Origin of the sequence: Actinophytocola oryzae, assembly GCF_004364325.1 — a bacterium.
Taxonomy (GTDB): Bacteria; Actinomycetota; Actinomycetes; order Mycobacteriales; family Pseudonocardiaceae; genus Actinophytocola; species Actinophytocola oryzae.
This window is the reverse complement of the sequence record NZ_SOCP01000012.1, coordinates 74,294-94,318: the sequence shown is the minus strand read 5'-3', so window position 1 is coordinate 94,318 and position 20,025 is coordinate 74,294. Positions and strand designations below refer to the sequence as shown.

Here is a 20,025-nt window from a genome sequence, read left to right as displayed (position 1 = left end):
CGACAGATGATCAGCGCGCTGTGACGCTCGGCAGGTCGAACACACGCTCGGCCGTCGCCGTGACCTCGGCGGCGAGAGTTTCGGTCGGGACCCCTCTGAACTGCGCAAGCGCCGCCAACGTGTAAGCGGCGCAGTACGGCTCGTTCGGCCTGCCCCTGAACGGATGCGGCGTGAGGAACGGCGCGTCGGTCTCCACCAGCAACTGGTAACTGGGAATGACCGCCAATGCGTCACGAAGGGCGTGCGCGTTGCGAAAGGTGACGGTTCCGGCGAACGACAGCACGTAACCCCGCGCCACGCAACGGCTCGCGAACGCCGCGTCCCCGGAGAAGCAGTGGAAGATCACCTTCTCGGGTGAACCCTCCTCGGCGAGGATCCGGAAGATGTCCTCGTGCGCGTCGCGATCGTGGATCATCAGCGGCTTGCCGACCCGCTTGGCGAGGTCGATGTGCCAGCGGAACGCCTCCTGCTGCGCCTCGGGCGGCGAGTAGTCCCAGTAGTAGTCGAGACCGGTCTCCCCGACCGCGACCACCCGAGGCTGGTGCGCCAGCTCCTCGACGACCGCCCGGTCGGCGTCGGTGAACGCCGCCGTGCGCGTCGGGTGGACGGCGACCGCCGCGAAGACCCGTGGGTCCCACGTGGCGGCCTGAGCGGCCCACTGGGCCGCCGCCAGGTCGTCGGCCACGGTCACGACCCGCGTCACGCCGGCAGAGGCCGCCCGGTCGACCATGGCGGTGACGTCGGCGGCGTCCTTGGCGCCACAGGCGTCCAGGTGGGTGTGCGCGTCGACGACGGGAAAAGGGAGGGCCTCCGGGATGGGAGGCCGCTCCCCTCCGCGTTCTGCCATCAGTCGCCGACCGGCGCCCAGTCCGGCCCGGTCTCGCCGAGCTTCGGGTCCAGCTTCGTGAACAGCGGTGTCGGCTTCTCCAGCGGACGGCCCGCCTCGATGGGCACCGACTCCCACCTCGCCTGCTCACCCGCGTAGTCACCGGTCAGGATCGGGTTGATCTGACCGGGGACGTCCAGGTCCTCGACGTCCTTCACCTCCGGCTGGGCCGCCCACACGCCCTTGCCGCCCAGCGCCTCGTGCACCTTCTGCGCCGAGTGCGGCAGGAACGGCGTCAGCAGCGTGTTCGCGTCGGCCACCACTTGCAGCGCGGTGTGCAGGATCGTGTCCCGGCGGGCCGGGTCGTCCTTGCGCTTCCAGGGCTCCTGGTCGGACAGGTACTTGTTCGCCGCGCTCACGACGCGCATGGCCTCCGACGCCGCCTGCTTGAACCGCGAGCTGCGCAGGTGGCCGCCGACGACGCCGAACGCGTCACGGGCCGCCGCCTTGAGCGCCTCGTCCTCGGCGGTCAGCGCGGTCGGGGTCGGGATGGCGCCGACGTTCTTGTGCGCCATCGAGATCGACCGGTTGACCAGGTTGCCCCACTCGTTGGCCAGCTCGAAGTTGACGCGGCGGACGAACTCCTCCCACGTGAAGTCGACGTCCTGGGTCTCGGGCCCTGCCACCGAGATGAAGTAGCGCAGGCTGTCCGGCCCGAACTCACGCAGGAAGTCGTGCACGTAGATGACCGTGCCGCGCGAGGTGGAGAACTTCGCCCCGCTCATCTTCAGGAACTCGGACGACACGACCTCGGTCGGCAGGTTCAGCGTGCCGAACGCGCCGGGCTCGCCGCCCTTGTCGCCGGCGCCGTTCTGCCCGAGCAGCAGCGACGGCCAGATCAGCGAGTGGAAGACGATGTTGTCCTTGCCCATGAAGTAGTAGCCCTGGGCGTCGGGGTTGGTCCAGAACTCCTGCCACGCGTCGTCGTTCCCGGAGCGGCGTGCCCACTCGACCGAGGCCGACAGGTAGCCGATGACCGCGTCGAACCACACGTAGAACCGCTTCATCGGCCGGTCCCGCCAGCCGTCGAGCGGGATCGGCACGCCCCAGTCCAGGTCACGGGTGATCGCACGCGGCTTGAGGTCGTCGAGCAGGTTCAGGCTGAACTTGAGCACGTTCGGCCGCCAGTCCTGCCTGCTGCTCAGGTAGTTCCCGAGCGCGCCGGTGAACGCGGGCAGGTCGAGGAAGAGGTGCTCGGTCTCGACGAACTCGGGCGTCTCGCCGTTGATCTTCGAGCGCGGGTTCTTCAGGTCGGCCGGGTCCAGCTGGTTGCCGCAGTTGTCGCACTGGTCACCGCGGGCGCTCTCGTAACCGCAGATGGGGCAGGTGCCCTCGATGTAGCGGTCGGGCAGCGTGCGGCCGGTGGACGGGCTGATGGCGCCCAGCTGCGTCTTCTCGACGACGTACCCGTTCTTCCACAACCCCAGGAACAGGTCCTGCACGACCTTGTAGTGGTTGCCCGTCGTGGTGCGGGTGAACAGGTCGTAGGACAGGCCGAGCCCCTGGAGGTCGCCGTTGATCTGGCGGGCGTACTTGTCCACGGTCTCGCGTGGCGTCGACCCCTCGTTGTCCGCCTGGACCTGGATCGGCGTCCCGTGCTCGTCGGTGCCGGAGACCATCAGCACCTTGTGCCCCGCCATGCGCATGTACCGGGAGAAGACGTCGGAAGGTACGCCGAATCCGGACACATGACCGATGTGGCGGGGGCCGTTGGCGTAGGGCCAGGCCACCGCTGTCAGCACGGGGTTGCTCATGTTTGCTTAGCCTACGGAGCAGTACTTGTCGAGGACGAACGGGTTATCTGAGGAGGCAGGGTGTCCGCCACGCGGCTCTTGGTGCTCGGCGTCGTGCGGATGTACGGCAGTGCGCACGGCTACCAGGTCCGCCGCGAGCTGCTGACCTGGTCAGCGGACAAGTGGGCGAACGTCGCACCCGGCTCGATCTACCACGCGCTGAAGAAGATGGCGGCGGAGAAGCTGCTCGAGGAGGTCTCCACCGAGGAGGAGGCGCAGGGCCCCGACCGCACCGCCTACCGGCTCACCCCGGACGGCGAGACGGAGTTCGGGCTGCTGTTGTCGCGCTACCTCGCCGAGAGCGACGACTCGGCGCAGGGTTCGCACCGGCTGGCCGCCGCGGTGACGTTCCTGCCCGCGCTCCCCCGCGCCACGGTGTTGAGCCTGCTGCGCCACCGGCTGACGCAGGTGGCCGGGCAGCGGGCCACCGCGCAGGACATGCTCGACCACGGGACGGAGTGGGGTCAGCCCGAGCACGTCGAGGAGCTGTACGGGCTGTGGGTGGCGTCGGTGGGAGCGCAGGAGGTGTGGCTCCGAGGGCTCGTCGAGCGCCTCGAAGCCGGCAGGTATGTGATGGCCGATGACGAGGGCGCAGCCTTCGGCTCGCCCTCTAATCAAATTTGACTGTTGCGGCCCGGTCGACCATGCTGTCTCCGCCTAGTCAAATTTGACTACATGGAAAGGACAGACATGATCGAAGCTCGCGGTCTCGCGCGGACCTTCCGATCGCGGGGCCGTACCGTCGAGGCCGTCCGCGGGGTGGACCTCGACGTGCACGCTGGGGAGCTGGTCGGTTTCCTCGGCCCGAACGGCGCGGGGAAGACGACCACGCTGCGCATGCTCACGACCCTGTTGCGCCCGAGCTCCGGCACCGCCACCGTCGGCGGCGTCGACCTGCTCGCCGACCCGGTCGGGGTGCGCAAGAAGATCGGCTACGTCGCCCAGGGCGGCGGCACGGCACCCGAGTGCCGGGTGATCGAGGAGATCGAGATCCAGGGCCGGTTCTACGGCCTCTCGAAGGCCGACGCGGTGCGGCGCGGCGCGGACCTCGCCAAGCAGCTCGACATCGGCGGCCTGGAACAACGCCTGGTCAGGACGCTGTCCGGCGGCCAGAAGCGCAGGCTGGACATCGCGCTGGGGTTGATCCACTCGCCGGGGCTCGTGTTCCTGGACGAGCCGACCACCGGGCTCGACCCGCAGAGCCGGGCGAACCTGTGGGAGCACATCCGCTCGCTGCGCGACGAGCACAACGTGACGGTGTTCCTCACGACCCACTACCTCGACGAGGCCGACTCGCTGTGCGACCGGATCCTCGTCATCGACCACGGCCAGATCGTCGCCGAGGGCACGCCGGACGAGCTGAAGGCGCAGGTGTCCGGCGACGGCGTCGTGGTCGGGGTGCCCACCGACTCGGTGGCTCACGCCGCCGAGATCGCGGGCAGGCTGCCGGGTGCCACCGAGGTCACCACGGCCGACAACACCGTGCGCTTCCGGGTCCCGCGTGGGGACACCGCACTGCCGGAGCTGCTCCGCGCGCTCGACGCCAAGGACATCGCGATGACGTCGATCCAGGTCCAGCGGCCCTCGCTCGACGACGTGTTCCTGGCCATGACCGGCCGCACCCTGCGTGACGCCGAGGAGGGCCACCATGCGTGAGGTCTGGCTCGTGTTCCGCAGGCACATGGCGATCTCGCTGCGCAACCCCGCGTGGGTGATGATCGGGATCATGCAGCCGCTGCTGTACCTGCTGCTGTTCGGGCCGCTGATGACGAAGATCGTGTCGTCGACGCCCGGCTTCCCGCCCGGGGACAGCTGGCAGATCCTCGCGCCGGCACTGCTCGTGCAGCTCGGGCTGTTCGGCAGCATGTTCGCCGGGTTCGCGTTGCTCGGCGACCTGCGCAACGGCGTGATGGAGCGCCTGCGGGTGACGCCGGTGAGCAGGCTCGCGCTGCTGCTCGGGCGGGTCCTGCACGACACCGTGCAGCTGCTCGTCCAGGCGGTGTTGCTGCTGCTGGTGGCCTACCTGGTGTTCGGCATGCGGGCACCGGTCGCGGGTGTCCTGCTGTGCCTGGTCATGGTGATGCTGCTCGCGGTCACGCTGTCGTCGGCCTCGTACGCGATGGCCATGATGGTGCGCAGCGAGGAGGCGTTCCCCGCGCTGCTGACCACGATCTCGGTGCCGTTGCTGCTGCTCACCGGCATCCTGATCCCGATAACGACGGAGCTGGCGCCGCGCTGGCTGTACGTGCTGTCGCGGATCAACCCGTTCGCGCACGTGATGGACGCCGAGCGGGCGTCCTTCCGGGGCGACTACTCGGTGGACGGCCTGCTCACCGGCAGCGTCGTGCTGTTCGTGATCACGATCCTCGCCGTCTGGTGGGGTGCGCGGACGTTCCAGCGAGAGAACGCCTGAGCGCGCACCCCCGCGAGGTGACACCTACCTCGCGGGGGTGCGCGTGCTCAGAGGTTGACCGCCCGCATTCCGCCCGGCGTGTAGCGGTCGCCCGACACCGAACCGACGGGGACGACCGACTCGATCTCCGCCAGCTGGTCGGCGGTCAGCGTCACGTCGGCGGCGGCCGCGTTCTCCTCCAGGTACTTCACCCGCTTGGTGCCCGGGATCGGGGCGATGTGCTCGTCCTGTGCCAGGAGCCACGCCAGCGCCACCTGGACGGGGGTCACCCCGAGGGAGGTCGCGACGCCGTGCACGCGCTCGGCCAGCGCGATGTTCAGGCCCAGGTTCTCGCCCTGGAACTGGGGCAGGCCGTGCCGCATGTCGCCGTCCTGGAGATTGCGCATCGTGTCCAGGTCGCCCGTCAGCATGCCCCGGCCCACCGGCGAGAAGGGCACCACGCCGATCCCCAGCTCCCGCGCGACCGGCAGGACCGCCTGCTCCAGGTCGCGGTTGAACAGCGAGTACTCCGACTGCAACGCGCTGATCGGGTGCACTGCGTGCGCCTTGCGCAGCGTGTCCGCGTTGACCTCGGACAGTCCGAGGTGGCGCACCTTGCCTGCCGCGACCAGCTCGGCCATCGCGCCGACCGTGTCCTCGATCGGGACGTTCGGGTCGCGCCGGTGCAGGTAGTACAGGTCGATCGTCTCGACATCGAGCCGCTTCAGCGACCGGTCGACCGCGTCGCGGACGTACTCCGGGCTGCCGTCGACCTCGACGACCCCACCGCCCACGACACGCAGGATGCCGCACTTCGTCGCGAGCACGACCCGGTCCCGCCGGTCCGCGATCGCGCGGCCGACGAGGTCCTCGTTGTGGCCCTGACCGTAGACATCGGCGGTGTCCAGGAAGTTCACGCCGAGGTCGATCGCCCGGTGGATCACCTTGATCGACTCGGTGTCGTCCGCGGGTCCGTAGACCTGGGACATCCCCATGCAACCCAGCCCCAGTGCCGAAACCTCCAGGTCACCGAGCTTGCGCCTGCCAACCACGGGCTCTCCTCCTTCGCTGTTGGCTGACACCAGCCAACACCCTGGAGCGCGCTTCAGGTCAACTCCGGACGGCCGCGTCGTAGAGCGACTTCTTGCTCACGCCCGCGCTCGTCGCCACCTGCGCGGCGGCGTCCTTGAGTCGCATGCCCTCGTCGGCGAGGCGGCGGACCTCGGCCGTCAACGCGTCCATGTCCTGCTCCCGGCCCGGTTCGGCACCCGCCAGCACGACCGTGATCTCGCCGCGCACCCCGTCGGCCGCCCACTCGGCCAGCTCGGCGAGACCGCCGCGCCGGACCTCCTCGTAGGGCTTGGTCAGCTCCCGGCAGACCGCCGCCCGCCGGCCGGCACCCAGCACCTCGACCGCCAGCTCGAGCGTCGCGGCGATGCGGTGCGGGGACTCGAAGAACACGGCCGTCCTCGGCTCCTCGACCAGCGCGGCGAAGAACCGGCGCCGCTCGCCGTCCTTGCGGGGCGCGAAGCCCTCGAAGCAGAACCGCTCGCACGGCAGACCCGACAACGCGAGTGCCGTGGTGACCGCGGAGGGCCCCGGCAGGCACGTCACCGGCAGGTCCTTCGCCACGCATGCCGCGACCAGCCGGAAGCCGGGATCGGACACGCTGGGCATGCCCGCGTCGGTGACCAGCAGGACGGTCTGCCCGGCCTCGACGGCGGCGACCAGGCCGCCGAGCCTGCTCGTCTCGACCGCGTCGTAGAAGGACACGACACGCCCGGACAGCGTGGCGCCGAGGGCCATGGCGAGCGACCGGGTCCTGCGCGTGTCCTCCGCGGCGACCACGTCCGCCGTGTTCATGGCCTCGACGAGGCGCGGCGAGGCGTCCCGCGAGTCGCCGAGCGGGGTGGCCGCGAGGACGAGCCTGCCGTGCTGTTCAACCATCGTGTCGCTCCGTGTTGGTGATCCCGACGCGGACACCACATCGCGCCGCCTACGATCCTTGCCCGTGAGTCTTACCGTCGATCGCCAGGCTGCGGTCTCACCGAGCTTCGGTGGTGCCGGCGGGAGGCCCCTGTCGGAAGCCGACCTCGCCGAGATCCACCTGATCGGCAAGCCGATGCCGACCGACCGGCTGCGTAGCTGGCTGGTCGCGGGCTTCCTCGCGGTGTTCGGCGGTTTCGTGCGACTGCAGAACCTGGGCTTCCCCACGGACAAGGGCACCCCGGTGTTCGATGAGAAACACTACGTGCCGCAGGCGTGGGAGTTTCTCCGCAACGGCGGTTACGAGGACAACCCGGCCTACGAGCTGACCGTCCACCCGCCGCTCGGCAAGCAGCTGATCGCGATCGGCGAGTGGATCTTCGGCTACGACGGCTGGGGCTGGCGCTTCACGTCGGCGCTCGCGGGCGCGCTGATGATCCTGCTGATCATCCGGATCGCCCGCAGGCTGACCAGGTCGACGCTGCTGGGTGCCATCGCGGGCGTGCTGCTGATCTGCGACGGCGTGTCGCACGTGCAGAGCCGCATGGGGATGCTGGACATCTTCCTGGCGTTCTTCGTGCTGGTGGCGTTCGGCTGTCTGCTGCTCGACCGCGACCAGGTGCGCAAGCGCCTGGCGGTCGCCGTCCGGGAGGGCTGGGCGACCGAGTCGGCCTACGGCCCGTTCCTCGGCTTCCGCTGGTGGCGGTTCCTCGCGGGCGTGTCGCTGGGGCTGGCGTGCGGGTCCAAGTGGTCCGGCGTGTTCTTCATCATGGCGTTCGGCGTGCTGACGGTCCTGTGGGACGTCACGGCGCGCCGCGCGGCCGGCATCGAGCGGCCGTGGCGGGGCACCATCTACCGCGACCTGCTGCCCGGCCTGTGGGCGTTCGTCGCGGTCGGCATTCTCGTCTATTTGTCGACATGGTGGGGCTGGTTCATGTCGGAGACGGGGGTCGACCGCCACCTGGCCGACGAGTCCGTCCACCACGGCTGGTACGACTTCCTGCCCACCGCGCTGCGGTCGCTGTGGCAGTACTCGGGCAACGTCCTGGACTTCCACGAGAACCTGAAGACCCCCGCGACCGGCCAGCACCCGTGGGAGTCGAAGCCGTGGACGTGGCCGATGGGCCTGCGCCCGATGCTCTACTACTACGACGGCGGCACCGTCTCCTGCGGCGAGGAGCGCTGCGTCAGCGCCACGATGCTGATCGGCACACCCGCGCTGTGGTGGGTCTCGCTGCCGGTGCTCGGCTGGGGCCTGTGGCGCATGATCGCCCGGCTGGACTGGCGCTACGCGGGGGTCGTGGTGGCCTACCTGGCTGGTCTGCTGCCGTGGTTCACCAACCTGGACCGCCAGATGTACTTCTTCTACGCGACGCCGATGGCCGCGTTCCTGGTGTTGGGCATCGTGCTCGTGCTCGGCCAGATCATGGGCACCGCCCCGGACGGCTACGAACGCCGAGGGACCGGTCTGCTCATCGTCGCCCTGTACGTGGGCATCGTGGTCGCCAACTTCGTCTGGCTGTGGCCCGTCCTGAACGGCGACTCCATCTCGGAGGTCCGCTGGCAACAGGAGCTGTGGCTACCGAGCTGGCGCTAGCCCGACAACCGGCCCCGGCGTACTGAAGGACGCCTTCAGTACGCCGACCGTTACGAAGGACGCCTTCAGTACGCCGGGGTCGGGCGTGTTCACCGCCGGTTGATCTGGGCGCGGGGGACGATCTGCGTCACCGGGCCCGCGGTCTCCTGGCCCGCACGGGCGATCCACGCCGTTATCTCGCGCTGGATCGCCGCCAGCGTCGGCCTGCGGGCCGGGTCCTTGTCCAGTGACGCCGCCAGCAGTCGCAGGTGGGTGCTCCGCTGCGGCAGGTGCGACAGCGGCTCGGCCTTCGCGGCGGCCATCAGTGCGGCCATGGCGTTCTCGCGGACACCACGCGGCGGGTGACCCGCGAGGGCGAAGCTCACCGTCGCGGCCAGCTGCCAGGCGTCCGACGCCGGTGTCGCGGTCGCGCCCGTGGCGGTCTCCGGGGCCAGGAAGTCGGGGGTGCCGACCATCATGCCCGCGGCCGTCAGCGTCTGGTCGCCCTTCGAGCGGGCGATGCCGAAGTCGATGAGGTGCGGCATGCCCTCCGGGTCGACGATCACGTTCGCGGGTTTGACGTCGCGGTGCAGCACGCCCTTCGCGTGTGCCGCGGACAGGGCGCCCGCCATCGTCAGCCACAGGCGGGCGGCCTGCAGGTCGCCCAGCACGCCCTGTCCGTGCACGACCTCCGCCAGCTGCTCGCCCTCGATGTACTCCATGATCAGCCCGAGGCCGTCGCCTTCGGAGACGATGTCGTAGACCCGCACGCAGTTCGGGTGGTGCACGGCCGCGAGCGCCCGCGCCTCACGCAGCATCCGCTCCTCGGTCTCGGCGTCCGGCGCGTGCGCCATCTTGATCGCGATCGTGCGGTTGAGCTGCGTGTCCTTCGCCAGCCACACGGTCCCGAATCCGCCGGTGCCGAGCTGGCGCAGCTTCTGGAACCGCGAGCCCGCGGGCCGGATGACCGCGGTCGGCTTCTCCGACGCGAACGGCAGCGGACCGGGGTCGGCCGCGAGCGCGGCGAGGGCCTGACGGTCGGGCTCCGGCTCGGGCATCCTCGGCGCCACGCGCGTCGGCGGCGGCGTCCTGACCGGCTGGGCGGGCGGCTGCGGCTTGTAGGGCGGCGGCTGCGGCGGCGGCACGTACGGGGGCGGTCGCTGCGCGCCCTGCTGTTGTGGTTGCTGCTGCGCGGCGGCCTGCTTGTACCGCCGTTCGATCACCGACCAGCTCGGCGGACCCACGACGAGCAGCGGCAACAGCCCCAGCACGCTCGCCAGCAGCACGCCGATCCACATGTAGGTGGCAACGTTCACCGCCACCGCCACGCTCAGGACCAGGGCGGCCACGAACGGCAGCCAGTAGAACCGGCCGGGCCACTTCGGGCCACGGCGGAACGCGAGCCGCGCCTGCAACCACACGAACAGGATCGCGATGCCCGGCACCACGAGCAGCATCGCGTACCGCAGCACCAGCATCGGGCCGCTCTCGAACGGGTGGAACAGGACCTCGTAGACGTTGGCGCGCCCACCCATGTAGGAGACCTGGGGGTCCATGTTGCAGAACGCCTTGCCCATGGACCCGGCCTCGGTGGCGGTGAGCCCCGTGCCCACGCTCGTGTCGCCGTTCGGGTTGACCTCGGCGTTGTGGAACACGGTGCGGAACGTCTCGGAGACGCCGTTCGTGTACAGCCACGGCAGCAGGAACGCGAAGACCCCGCCGAACAGGCCGAACACCGTGAGCGTCGCCGCGTTGTAGGTGTTGCCGGTCCCCTTGCGGACCAGCGCGATGAGCACCGCACCGAGTGGCGGCAGGAGGCCCACCAGGAAGCCGGCCATGATCGAGGCCCACACCCAGTCGCCAGGGCAGATGCTGGGCTGGAAGATGTCGTGCGCCAGGGAGATCAGCGAACTACCCCAGTCGACGAGCAGGTTCACCGCCCCTCCCTCCCTATCCGTTCATCAGACCAGACGAACACGTCCGGCGTTCCACCCTATGTCGACCTGTTATGACGACGTTGGAGACGGTGACCAGGTTGCCGCCACGAGCTAGGTTCGGTACCTATGGGCAGCTACCAGGACTCGTACCGACAAAGCCTCGCGGACCCCGAGGCCTTCTGGTTGGCGGCCGCCGAGTCCATCGACTGGGTCACCCCGCCCACCAGAGCCCTCGACGACAACACGGCTCCGTTGTACCGGTGGTTCCCCGACGGCGTGCTGAACACGTGCCACAACGCGCTCGACCGGCACGTCGACGGTGGCCGCGCGGACCAGACCGCCCTCATCTACGACTCGCCGGTGACGGGTAGCAAGGCGTCGTTCACCTACCGTGAGCTTCGGGACGAGGTCGCGACCTTCGCGGGCGCGCTGCGCTCGCTCGGCGTCGGCCATGGCGACCGGGTGATCATCTACATGCCCATGGTGCCACGGGCGGTCGTCGCGATGCTGGCGTGCGCCCGGCTCGGCGCGGTGCACTCCGTGGTATTCGGCGGGTTCGCCCCCAAGGAGCTCGCCAGCCGCATCGAGGACGCGCGGCCGAAGGTGATCGTGGCGGCGTCCTGCGGCGTCGAGCCGACCAGGGTCGTCGAGTACAAGCCGATCATCGACGAGGCACTGGCCGCGACGTCGCACCAGCCCGACCGGGTCGTCCTGCTGCAGCGCGAGCAGGCCCCCGCGACGCTGGGCGAGCGGGACGTGGACTGGGACGAACTGGTCGCGGACGCCACGCCCGCGGAGTGCGTGCCCGTGCAGGCGACCGACCCGCTGTACATCCTGTACACGTCCGGCACGACCGGCAGGCCGAAGGGCGTCGTACGGGACAACGGCGGGCACGCGGTCGCGCTGGCCTGGTCTATGCCGAACATCTACGACCTCCACCCCGGTGAGGTGTGGTGGACCGCGTCGGACGTCGGTTGGGTCGTCGGCCATTCCTACATCGTGTACGCCCCGCTGCTGACCGGCTCGGTGACATTGCTCTACGAGGGCAAACCGGTCGGCACCCCGGACGCCGGCGCGTTCTGGCGCGTCGTCGCCGAGTACGGGGTGAAGGCCCTGTTCACGGCCCCGACGGCGTTCCGGGCGATCAAGCGGGTCGACCCGTCGGCCGCCGAACTGGCGAAGTACGACCTGTCCGGATTCGAGACCCTGTTCCTCGCGGGTGAGCGGCTCGACCCGGAGACCTACCACTGGGCGAGCGAGAAGCTGGGCGTGCCCGTCGTCGACCACTGGTGGCAGACGGAGACGGGCTGGGCGATCTGCGCGAACCCGCGTGGCCTCGACGACCTGCCGATCAAGGCAGGCTCGCCGTCCGTGGCGGTGCCCGGCTACGACGTCCACGTCCTCGACGGCGACGGCAACGACATGCCCCGCGGTGGTGAGGGCGCGATCGCACTGAAGTTACCCATGCCGCCAGGCACCCTCCCGACCCTGTGGGGCGACGACGACCGGTACGTGGAGTCGTACCTGTCCCGCTACCCCGGCTACTACCTGACCGGCGACGGCGGCTACGTCGACGAGGACGGCTACGTCTACGTCATGGGCCGCACCGACGACGTCATCAACGTGGCGGGCCACCGCCTGTCGACCGGCTCGATGGAGGCGGTCCTCGCGGCGCACCCGGCGGTCGCGGAGTGCGCGGTGATCGGCGTCGCGGACGACGTGAAAGGCCAGCTGCCGCGTGGTTTCGTGGTGCTGAAGGCGGGCGTGGAGATCACCGAGGAGGCACTGCGGGCCGAGCTGGTGGCGGCCGTCCGCCGGGACATCGGCCCGGTGGCGGCGTTCCGCGACGTCTCGGTCGTCGACGGCCTCCCGAAGACCCGCTCGGGCAAGATCCTCCGCAGGACGATGCGCGGCATAGCCAACGGCCGCGACGAACCCGTCCCCTCCACGATCGAGGACCCCGCGGTGCTCGACGCCATGCGGACTGTCCTCCGAGGTGGTGACCGCACCTCCTCCTGACTGCTGATGACGGGCCGTCGGTCTCTCCCTAGGTTCGGTAGCAGGGACGAACTGGGGAGGAAACATTGCGGTACCTGGGGGTAGCGGCGTTGTTGGCGCTCGCGGGCGGGCTGGTCGCCGTGCCTGCGGGCGCGTCGACCGCCGCGTTGCGCGGCGACACGGTCGTACTGCCGAACCTGGACGACGACAGCCGCCGCTGTCTGGTCACCGACGCCCAGCTGGACGCGCTGGGGTCGGCGGTCGACGACGAGCTGGCCGCGTGCAACGACGCCGGGGACGACGTGGTCAACGGCCGCGCCGACGAGCGGGACCTGGCCCGGCTGACGGCCCGGGGCGCCGAAGCGGGCCGGGTCACGGTCTCGGGCCGGGCCCACGTCTTCGTGCGACGCGGCGGCTCGTGGACACCTGCCGCCACGCTGTCGGCCGCGGAGCTGCGGGACGGCGTCGAGCTGGGTGTCGAGGCGACGGACGTCCGCAGACCTGACTGGGACGGCCGGGTCACCGTCACACTCACGTCAGGCGAACGAGTGGTGAGTCACCACCTTCGGGTGGCGCCGCTGCTGTTGCAACACGACCTGCAGCCGGTCACCACGGCGTTCGCCGCCCGTCCGGGTGGCGGAGCGGGTCACCCGGACGGCTGGACCTGGATCGACGGATCGTGGGAGCCACACGACTGGGAGTCGTTCAGCGCCGGGCTCAGGTCGGCGCCGATGCGCTACCTGACCGGCACCGACACGTGGTGGCAGGACGTCTGGTGGCAGGACTTCTTCGAGCCCGCCTACGCGCGTGCGGGTGGGCAGACCATGCGGTTCGCGATCCGCTCGGCGAACATCTGGGACATCGACGGGGTGCGCACTCCCCGGCCCGCGGCACGGGCGGTGTTCCGCGACCTGCGCGGCCCGGACGTCGCGGTCGTGCAGGAGCTGGTCGACGACGGCCGGGACGCCGTGCAGGACCTCCGCAACGCGACCGGCAACATCGAGTCGCTGCCGCCGTACGAGGGCTACCCGCGCGGGCGGCTCGTGTACGGCTCGGATCCCAGCGGCGAACTGACCCCCGACCCGGCGTTCGTCGGGCTGCTGACCAGCCAGGACCAACAGCCGCCGGTGGTGGTCGACACGTCGTGGCTGCTCGTGGGTCACACCGACGAGACCACGCACGTGGTCCGTGCCGCCAACGACCGGGGCTGGACGCTGATGGCCGCCGACCCGCGCCTCGCGCTGGCGACCATGCGGTCGGCACAGGCGGGCGGTCGCGGTGACGCCCGGTTCACCGGCCGTGACACCGGCACCATCGACGAGGTGCTGGCCGACCCGACCGTCCTGGCCGACAACGAGGAGGCCGCCAGGCACGTCGACGACCAGCTGTCGGTCCTGCTGGCCGAGACCGGCCTGCGCGCCGACGAGGTGGTCCGGGTGCCGGTCCTGTTCAGGAAGGTGGCGTCGGCGGGGCTCTTCGTCGCGGCGACCCCGGGCATCCCGAACGGCCTGTCAGTGAACGCGCAAACGTTTGCGGCACCCGATCCGCACGCGCCCGTCGTGAACGGCGTGGACATCTTCAAGTCGGTGGCCGAACGCGCGCTCCGAGGTGTGCACGTCGACTGGGTCGAGGACCTCGGCTGGGCACACCTCGGCGGCGGCGAGGTCCACTGCACGACCAACGCCTGGCGCGCGTTCTAGACGGACGGGTCGCCGCCGCACCGCGCGGCGGCGACCCCGGCTCTCACAGGTTGATCATGTGGCCCGCGAGGCCGTGGATGGCCTCCTTGACGGCCTCGCCCAGCGTCGGGTGGGCGTGGATGTTGCGGGCCATCTCGTGGACGGTCAGGTCCCACTGCTGGCCGAGCGTCAGCTCCGGCAGCAGCTCGGTGACGTCCGGGCCGATGAGGTGCCCGCCGAGCAGCTCCCCGTACTTCTTGTCCGACAGCAGCTTGACGAACCCGCGTGCGTCGCCCAGGCCGTGCGACTTGCCGTTGGCCGTGAACGGGAACTTGGCCACAACCACGTCGAAGCCTGCCTCGCGGGCCTGCTCCTCGGTGTAGCCGAAGCTCGCGATCTGCGGCTGGCAGTAGGTCGCGCGCGGCACCATCCGGTAGTCGATCGGCATGGTCTCGGCACCCGCGATGGTCTCGACCGCGACGATGCCCATGGCCTCGGCGTTGTGCGCGAGCATGAGCTTCGCGGTGACGTCGCCGATCGCGAAGATGTGCGGCACGTTCGTGCGGCCGTACTCGTCGATGTCGATGGCACCGCGGTCGGTGGTCGCCACGCCCGCCACGTCGAGGCCGTAGCCCTCGATGTTCGGCTGGAAGCCGATGGCCTGCAGGACCTTGTCGGCCTTGAGCGTCTTCTTCTCGCCGTTCGCGGAGACCTCGACGGTGACCTGGTCGCCGGAGTCGTCGATCGACTCGACCCTGGTGGAGGTCATGACGGTGACGCCGAGCTTGCGGTAGTGCCGCGCCAGCTCCTTGGAGACCTCGACGTCCTCCAGCGGCACGAGCCGGTCGAGGAACTCGACGATCGTGACGTCGACCCCGTAGTTGGCCAGCACGTACGCGAACTCGACGCCGATGGCACCCGCACCCGCGATGATCATGCTGCCGGGCAGCTCCGGGTTGAGGATCTGCTCCTCGTAGGTGACCACGCGCTCGGACAGCCGGGTGCCCGGCAGCAGCTTGGTCTTCGCCCCCGCCGCGATGACGCAGTGGTCGAAGGTGATGGTCTCGCCGTTGACCTCGAGGCTGTTGGCGCCGGTGAAGGTGCCCCGCCCGGTGTACTCGGTGATCCCGTTCTTCTTCATCAGGTAGTGCACACCCTTGACCCGCCCGTCCGCGACGGTGCGGCTGCGTGCGTGCGCGACCCCGAAGTCGAACCGGACCGTGCCGTCGACCTCGATGCCGAAGGTCTTCGCGTCGTTGTTGAAGATGTGCGCCAGCTCGGCGTTGCGCAGGAGCGCCTTGGAGGGGATGCAGCCCACGTTGAGGCAGACCCCGCCCCAGTACTTCTCCTCGACGACCGCCGTAGAGAGCCCGAGCTGCGTAGCCCGCACGGCGGCCACGTACCCACCGGGCCCGGCACCGAGAACCACGACATTGAAATGTGTACTCACGACCCAACCCTAGGCGAAACGGGTGCGGTCGTGCCGCCCACGGTCGGCAACCCCACTGACACGCCCGCTACCGCAGACCCTGGGCCCGCAGCTCGCCACGCAGCCTGGACAGCGCGCGGTGCTGCATGACCCGCACCGCACCCGGCGTCGACCCGAGCATCTCGGCGGTCTCCCCCGCGGTCAGCCCCACGACGACGCGGAGCACGACCACCTCGCGCTGCTGGCACGACAGCTCCCGCAGCAGCTGGTCGAGGCGGACGGCGAGGTCCTGGCGGACCGCCTCCTCGGCCGGGTCGTCGTCGCTCGCCCTCGGCTCCGGCACCTCGGCGTAGGGCTCGTCACGCATCCGTGCCCTCGCCCGCCAGAAGTCGGCGACCTTGTGCGCGGCGATGCCGTAGACGAACGCGAGGAACGGCCTGCCCCGGTCCTGGTAGGCGGGCAGGGCACGCAGCACGGCGACGCAGACGTCCTGCGCGACGTCGTCCGCGGACTCGAACATGCCCGCGCCCCGGCCGATCCGCGACCGGACGTACCGCACGACGAACGGGCGGACAGCGGCGAGCAACCGCTCGCGTGCGTCCGGCTCACCCCGTCGGAAGCGCGCCAGCTGGACCTCGACGCTCTCGCGGAGACTTGCCTGGCCGTGCTCGTCCATCTCCAAGACAACACACCGACCTTCCCCCACCCGTCCTCCCGATGTACCCATGTAGTCCAAGAGCGTCGAACCGCGGCACACGTGCGAAAAGCACCCGAAACTTCCAGTTTTTGTCCACTTTTCGCGACGCGGGGAACCCCGAGGCCAGACGGTGTGGCCACACCCGATCAGTGAAAGGTTCTCCGACCAATCCGGCATCTCGTTTGCTGTCAACGAAAACGGACGGACAACGTCTTCGCGGATTGCCTTGACAGGGCGCACGGGTGGGACCAGAGTTCTCCCATTGGTCTAAACCACTAGGTCTATACCAGTAGGTCTGAACCACAGAGCGGACGCGCGGCCAGCGCACGGAAGGACAAGATCGTGAAGCGCTTGACGAAGCTGATGGCCGGCGCGGCGGCCATCGCGTTAGCCACCGCCGGTTGTGCCGGCTCCGGTGGAGGTTCCAGCAGCGACAGTGGCGGTGGCGACAAGACGCTGACCGTCTGGCTGATGAACGGCTCGGCCCCCGCGACCCTCACCGACGCTCTCAACAAGGAGTTCGAGGCCGCCAACAAGGGCGTCACGGTCAAGTACGAGGTCCAGGAGTGGAACGGCATCCAGGACAAGCTCACCACGGCCCTGGCCAGCCAGGACCCGCCGGACGTCATCGAGCTCGGCAACACCCAGGCGCCGTCCTTCGCCGCCGACGAGGTCCTCACCGACCTGACCGGTGACGTCGACTCGCTCAACGGCGGCCAGTGGCTCTCGTCGCTGAAGGACTCCGGCGAGTGGGACGGCAAGCAGTACGCGGCGCCGTTCTACGCGGCCAACCGCGTCGTCCTGTACCGGACCGACATGTTCCAGCAGGCGGGCATCGCCGCGGCGCCCACCTCGCGTGCGGAATGGCTCGACGCGATCACCAAGCTCAAGGCCAAGTTCGGCAGCGACCCGCAGTTCCAGCCGCTGTACCTGCCGGGCCAGAACTGGTACTCGCTCCTGTCGTTCATCTACGACGAGGGCGGCGACATCGCCGAGAAGAGCGGCACGGACTTCAAGGCCACGGTCAACTCCCCCGAGGTCAAGTCGGCGCTCCAGTTCTACAAGCAGCTCGTCGACACGTCCGGCACGACCGCGCCGAAGGACAACGACGAGCAGAACCCGGAGCAGGCGGGCATCTACGGCCAGGGCAAGGTCGCGATGATGATCGCGCTGCCGTGGGAGCTCGGCACGGCCGCGAAGGACAACCCGGACATCGAGAAGAACTCGTCCGCCTTCGCGATCCCGTCGAAGACCGCTGGTAAGACGGCGCCGGTCTTCCAGGGTGGCTCGAACCTCGCGATCCCCGTCAACAGCAAGAACCCCGAGCTCGCCAAGAGCTACCTGAAGATGCTGCTCTCGGACAAGTACCAGAGCCAGCTCGCCGAGGCCGGCATGGTGCCGGGTGCCTCGACCGACCTTTCCGCACTCGACGCCAAGCCCGTCAGCAAGGCGATGGCGGCTGCGTCCAAGGACGGCAAGGCCGCCCCGGCCACCCCGAAGTGGGCGACCGTCGAGGCGGGCCAGAACCCGCTCAAGGACATGCTGACCGCGTACCTGACCGGCGCCAAGGACCTCGACACCGCGACCAACGACGCGAACTCCGCGCTGGACGCCGCGTTCAAGGGATGACGGCGACGGTGAACACGGCGGTGCCGACGGGGACCTCCCCGCCGGCGCCGCCGCGCGCGCGTCGCCGGCGCACCGTCAGCCTCGGCGACCGGACGATCCCCTACCTGCTCCTCGCGCCAGCGGTGATCGTGATGCTGGTCCTGCTGGGCTGGCCCGCGGTGCAGGTGGTCGGGATCAGCTTCCGCCAGCTCGACCTCGGTCAACTGGTGCGTGGCGAGATCGTCTGGGTCGGGCTCGACAACTACACGTCGGTACTGGCCGATCCGGAGTTCTGGACCATCACCCTGCGGACCGTCGTGTTCACGGCCGCGGTCGTGGCGGGCACCGTCCTGTTCGGCGCGGTGATCGCGCTGCTCATGCGTCACCTGTCCGGGCCGGTGCGGGTGATACTCCAGGTGACCCTGGTGCTCGCGTGGGCGACCCCCATCCTCGCGACCACGACGGTGTTCCAGTGGATCTTCGACCAGCAGTACGGAATCCTGAACAAGACGCTGGTGAAGCTGGGCTTCGGCTCGTTCGAGCACTTCTCGTGGTTCTCCAGCGGCGCGAGCACCCTCACGGTGATCGGTCTCCTGATCGTCTGGCAGGCCGTGCCCTTCGTCTGCTTCACGATCTACGCGGGCCTGCTGCAGGCGCCGAAGGAGCTGTACGAGGCGGCCGCCATGGACGGCGCGACGCCGTGGCAGACGTTCTCGACCGTGTCCTGGCCGTCGATCCGCCCGCTGGTCACGCTGGCCACGTTCCTGTCGGTGATCTGGGACTTCAAGGTGTTCGCGCAGGTGTGGGCGATCCGCCAGGGCGGCCCGGACGGCGAGAGCACCACGCTGCCGCTCCTGCTGTACCTGCGGGGCATCGCCGGTAGGCACTTCGGCGTGGCGTCCGCGGTAGCGGTCCTGATGATCCTGGTCCTCGTCGTGCTCACCGCGCGTTACCTGCAGTTGCTACTGCGCACCCGGGAGGGTGACATCTCGTGAGCGGAGCTTGCGGAGCGAATCATCGATACTCAGGCCGGCTCGGAGCCTGCGGAGCGGTCCGGTGCCACGGAGCGGGCGAGGAGGCGGCGTGAACAAGACGAAGGGTCAGCGCATCGCGCTCAACACGGCCGGCGTGGTCGTGGCCGTGTTCTTCGCCTTCCCGACGTACTGGCTGCTGACCAGCGCGTTCAAGCCATCCACCGCGTTGCTGACGCCGGACTACGACCTGCTGCCGCTGTCGTGGACGTTCGACAACTTCGCCAGCGCCTGGTCGAAGCCGGGGTTCCTCGGGCACCTGACCAACAGCCTCATCGTCACGGTCGGCGCGGTGCTGTTGTCGCTGGTGGCGGGGGTGCTCGCGGCGTTCCCGTTGGCACGACTGCGTTTCCGCGGCCGCAAGGGCTTCCTGCTGCTGGTGCTGATCGCGCAGATGGCGCCGGTCGAGGCGTTGTTCATCCCGATGTTCCTGCTGATGCAGGACGCCGGGCTGCTCAACAAGCTGCCGTCGCTGCTGCTCGTGTACTTCGCGATCACGCTGCCGTTCACGGTGTGGACGCTGCGCGGGTTCGTGCAGGGCATCCCGTACGAGCTGGAGGAGGCGGCGATGGTCGACGGCTGCGGCCGCTTCGCCGCGTTCCGGCGCGTCGTGCTGCCGTTGCTCGGCCCCGGCATCGTCGCGACGTCGGTGTTCGCGTTCATCACGGCGTGGAACGAGTTCCTGTACGCGCTGGTGTTCATGCGGGACAAGGACAAGCAGACGCTGCCGGTGTGGCTGTCGACGTTCAAGACCATCTTCGGCACCGACTGGGGCGGGATCATGGCCGCGTCGGTCATGTACGCGCTGCCCGCGCTCGTGTTCTTCCTGCTCGTGCAACGCAAGCTGGTGTCCGGCGCGACGGCGGGGGCGCTCAAGGGCTGACCGCGTCGGAGGGTCATGCGTGACCTTGTGGTCTGGACCACTGGTGGTCTATACCTGGATGTCCGACCCTTCGGGAGGATCTTGTGTCCAGGTTCCCTGCGCCTCGTTCCATAACTGTCCTGGCCGTCGG

Annotated in this window: 16 protein-coding genes; 9 read left to right on the top strand and 7 right to left on the bottom strand. The window is 69.6% G+C overall.

Annotated elements, in window-relative coordinates; translation table 11 throughout:
* Nucleotides 1-10 precede the first annotated feature (10 nt).
* Both CLV71_RS29525 and metG read right to left on the bottom strand, forming a co-directional pair.
* Nucleotides 11-847: a TatD family hydrolase gene (locus CLV71_RS29525; protein WP_133906151.1), complete on the bottom strand. Its 837-nt coding sequence runs from the start codon at nucleotides 845-847 to the stop codon at nucleotides 11-13.
* Nucleotides 847-2,640: a methionine--tRNA ligase gene (gene metG / locus CLV71_RS29520; RefSeq protein WP_133906150.1), complete on the bottom strand. Its 1,794-nt coding sequence runs from the start codon at nucleotides 2,638-2,640 to the stop codon at nucleotides 847-849. Before metG ends, CLV71_RS29525 begins: the two co-directional genes overlap by 1 nt.
* A gap of 60 nt (nucleotides 2,641-2,700) precedes the next feature.
* Here metG and CLV71_RS29515 point away from each other — a divergent pair, with 60 nt between their 5' ends.
* From CLV71_RS29515 to CLV71_RS29505, 3 genes are all read left to right on the top strand, one after another.
* A complete protein-coding gene (locus tag CLV71_RS29515) occupies nucleotides 2,701-3,303 on the top strand; it encodes a PadR family transcriptional regulator (RefSeq protein ID WP_133906149.1) in 603 nt (200 codons plus the stop codon).
* 66 nt (nucleotides 3,304-3,369) lie between these two features.
* Complete coding sequence (locus tag CLV71_RS29510; protein ID WP_133906148.1) at nucleotides 3,370-4,335, top strand: ATP-binding cassette domain-containing protein; 966 nt, start codon at nucleotides 3,370-3,372, stop codon at nucleotides 4,333-4,335.
* Complete coding sequence (locus CLV71_RS29505) at nucleotides 4,328-5,092, top strand: ABC transporter permease (protein WP_133906147.1); 765 nt, start codon at nucleotides 4,328-4,330, stop codon at nucleotides 5,090-5,092. The genes CLV71_RS29510 and CLV71_RS29505 overlap by 8 nt, the downstream gene beginning before the upstream one ends.
* Before the next feature lie 47 nt (nucleotides 5,093-5,139).
* Here the strand turns inward: CLV71_RS29505 and CLV71_RS29500 are convergent, their stop codons facing one another.
* Both CLV71_RS29500 and rsmI read right to left on the bottom strand, forming a co-directional pair.
* Nucleotides 5,140-6,123, bottom strand: coding sequence for an aldo/keto reductase (locus CLV71_RS29500; RefSeq protein WP_243866787.1), 984 nt, complete (start codon nucleotides 6,121-6,123; stop codon nucleotides 5,140-5,142).
* A 58-nt stretch (nucleotides 6,124-6,181) separates the two neighbouring features.
* A complete protein-coding gene (gene rsmI / locus CLV71_RS29495) occupies nucleotides 6,182-7,018 on the bottom strand; it encodes a 16S rRNA (cytidine(1402)-2'-O)-methyltransferase (protein ID WP_133906146.1) in 837 nt (278 codons plus the stop codon).
* A 130-nt stretch (nucleotides 7,019-7,148) separates the two neighbouring features.
* Here rsmI and CLV71_RS29490 point away from each other — a divergent pair, with 130 nt between their 5' ends.
* On the top strand, nucleotides 7,149-8,654 hold the full coding sequence (locus tag CLV71_RS29490) for a dolichyl-phosphate-mannose--protein mannosyltransferase (RefSeq protein WP_243866805.1): 1,506 nt from the start codon (nucleotides 7,149-7,151) through the stop codon (nucleotides 8,652-8,654).
* 89 nt (nucleotides 8,655-8,743) lie between these two features.
* Here CLV71_RS29490 and CLV71_RS29485 read toward each other — a convergent pair whose 3' ends face one another.
* Entirely contained in the window at nucleotides 8,744-10,570 is a 1,827-nt protein-coding gene (locus CLV71_RS29485) for a serine/threonine-protein kinase (RefSeq protein ID WP_243866786.1), read from the bottom strand.
* A gap of 126 nt (nucleotides 10,571-10,696) precedes the next feature.
* Here CLV71_RS29485 and CLV71_RS29480 point away from each other — a divergent pair, with 126 nt between their 5' ends.
* Complete coding sequence (locus tag CLV71_RS29480) at nucleotides 10,697-12,589, top strand: propionyl-CoA synthetase (protein ID WP_133906145.1); 1,893 nt, start codon at nucleotides 10,697-10,699, stop codon at nucleotides 12,587-12,589.
* A 65-nt stretch (nucleotides 12,590-12,654) separates the two neighbouring features.
* Nucleotides 12,655-14,268, top strand: a complete 1,614-nt coding sequence (locus tag CLV71_RS29475; protein WP_133906144.1) for a protein-arginine deiminase family protein — start codon at nucleotides 12,655-12,657, stop codon at nucleotides 14,266-14,268.
* A gap of 43 nt (nucleotides 14,269-14,311) precedes the next feature.
* On the opposite strand, the gene lpdA is transcribed toward CLV71_RS29475, so the two are convergent.
* Both lpdA and shbA read right to left on the bottom strand, forming a co-directional pair.
* Nucleotides 14,312-15,697 carry a dihydrolipoyl dehydrogenase gene (gene lpdA / locus CLV71_RS29470; RefSeq protein ID WP_133906143.1) on the bottom strand — a complete coding sequence of 462 codons (1,386 nt, stop codon included), beginning with the start codon at nucleotides 15,695-15,697 and terminating at the stop codon, nucleotides 14,312-14,314.
* A 67-nt stretch (nucleotides 15,698-15,764) separates the two neighbouring features.
* The gene (gene shbA / locus CLV71_RS29465; RefSeq protein WP_133906142.1) at nucleotides 15,765-16,352 is read right to left on the bottom strand and encodes an RNA polymerase sigma factor ShbA; all 588 of its coding nucleotides are present in this window, start codon (nucleotides 16,350-16,352) and stop codon (nucleotides 15,765-15,767) included.
* A gap of 363 nt (nucleotides 16,353-16,715) precedes the next feature.
* Here shbA and CLV71_RS29460 point away from each other — a divergent pair, with 363 nt between their 5' ends.
* The 3 genes from CLV71_RS29460 to CLV71_RS29450 all read left to right on the top strand — a co-directional run bounded on the left by CLV71_RS29460 (nucleotide 16,716) and on the right by CLV71_RS29450 (nucleotide 19,895).
* Nucleotides 16,716-18,002 carry an extracellular solute-binding protein gene (locus CLV71_RS29460; protein WP_133906141.1) on the top strand — a complete coding sequence of 429 codons (1,287 nt, stop codon included), beginning with the start codon at nucleotides 16,716-16,718 and terminating at the stop codon, nucleotides 18,000-18,002.
* Nucleotides 17,999-18,976, top strand: a complete 978-nt coding sequence (locus tag CLV71_RS29455) for a carbohydrate ABC transporter permease (protein ID WP_133906140.1) — start codon at nucleotides 17,999-18,001, stop codon at nucleotides 18,974-18,976. Before CLV71_RS29460 ends, CLV71_RS29455 begins: the two co-directional genes overlap by 4 nt.
* Nucleotides 18,977-19,064: 88 nt before the next feature.
* The gene (locus CLV71_RS29450; protein ID WP_133906139.1) at nucleotides 19,065-19,895 is read left to right on the top strand and encodes a carbohydrate ABC transporter permease; all 831 of its coding nucleotides are present in this window, start codon (nucleotides 19,065-19,067) and stop codon (nucleotides 19,893-19,895) included.
* Nucleotides 19,896-20,025: the final 130 nt, after the last annotated feature.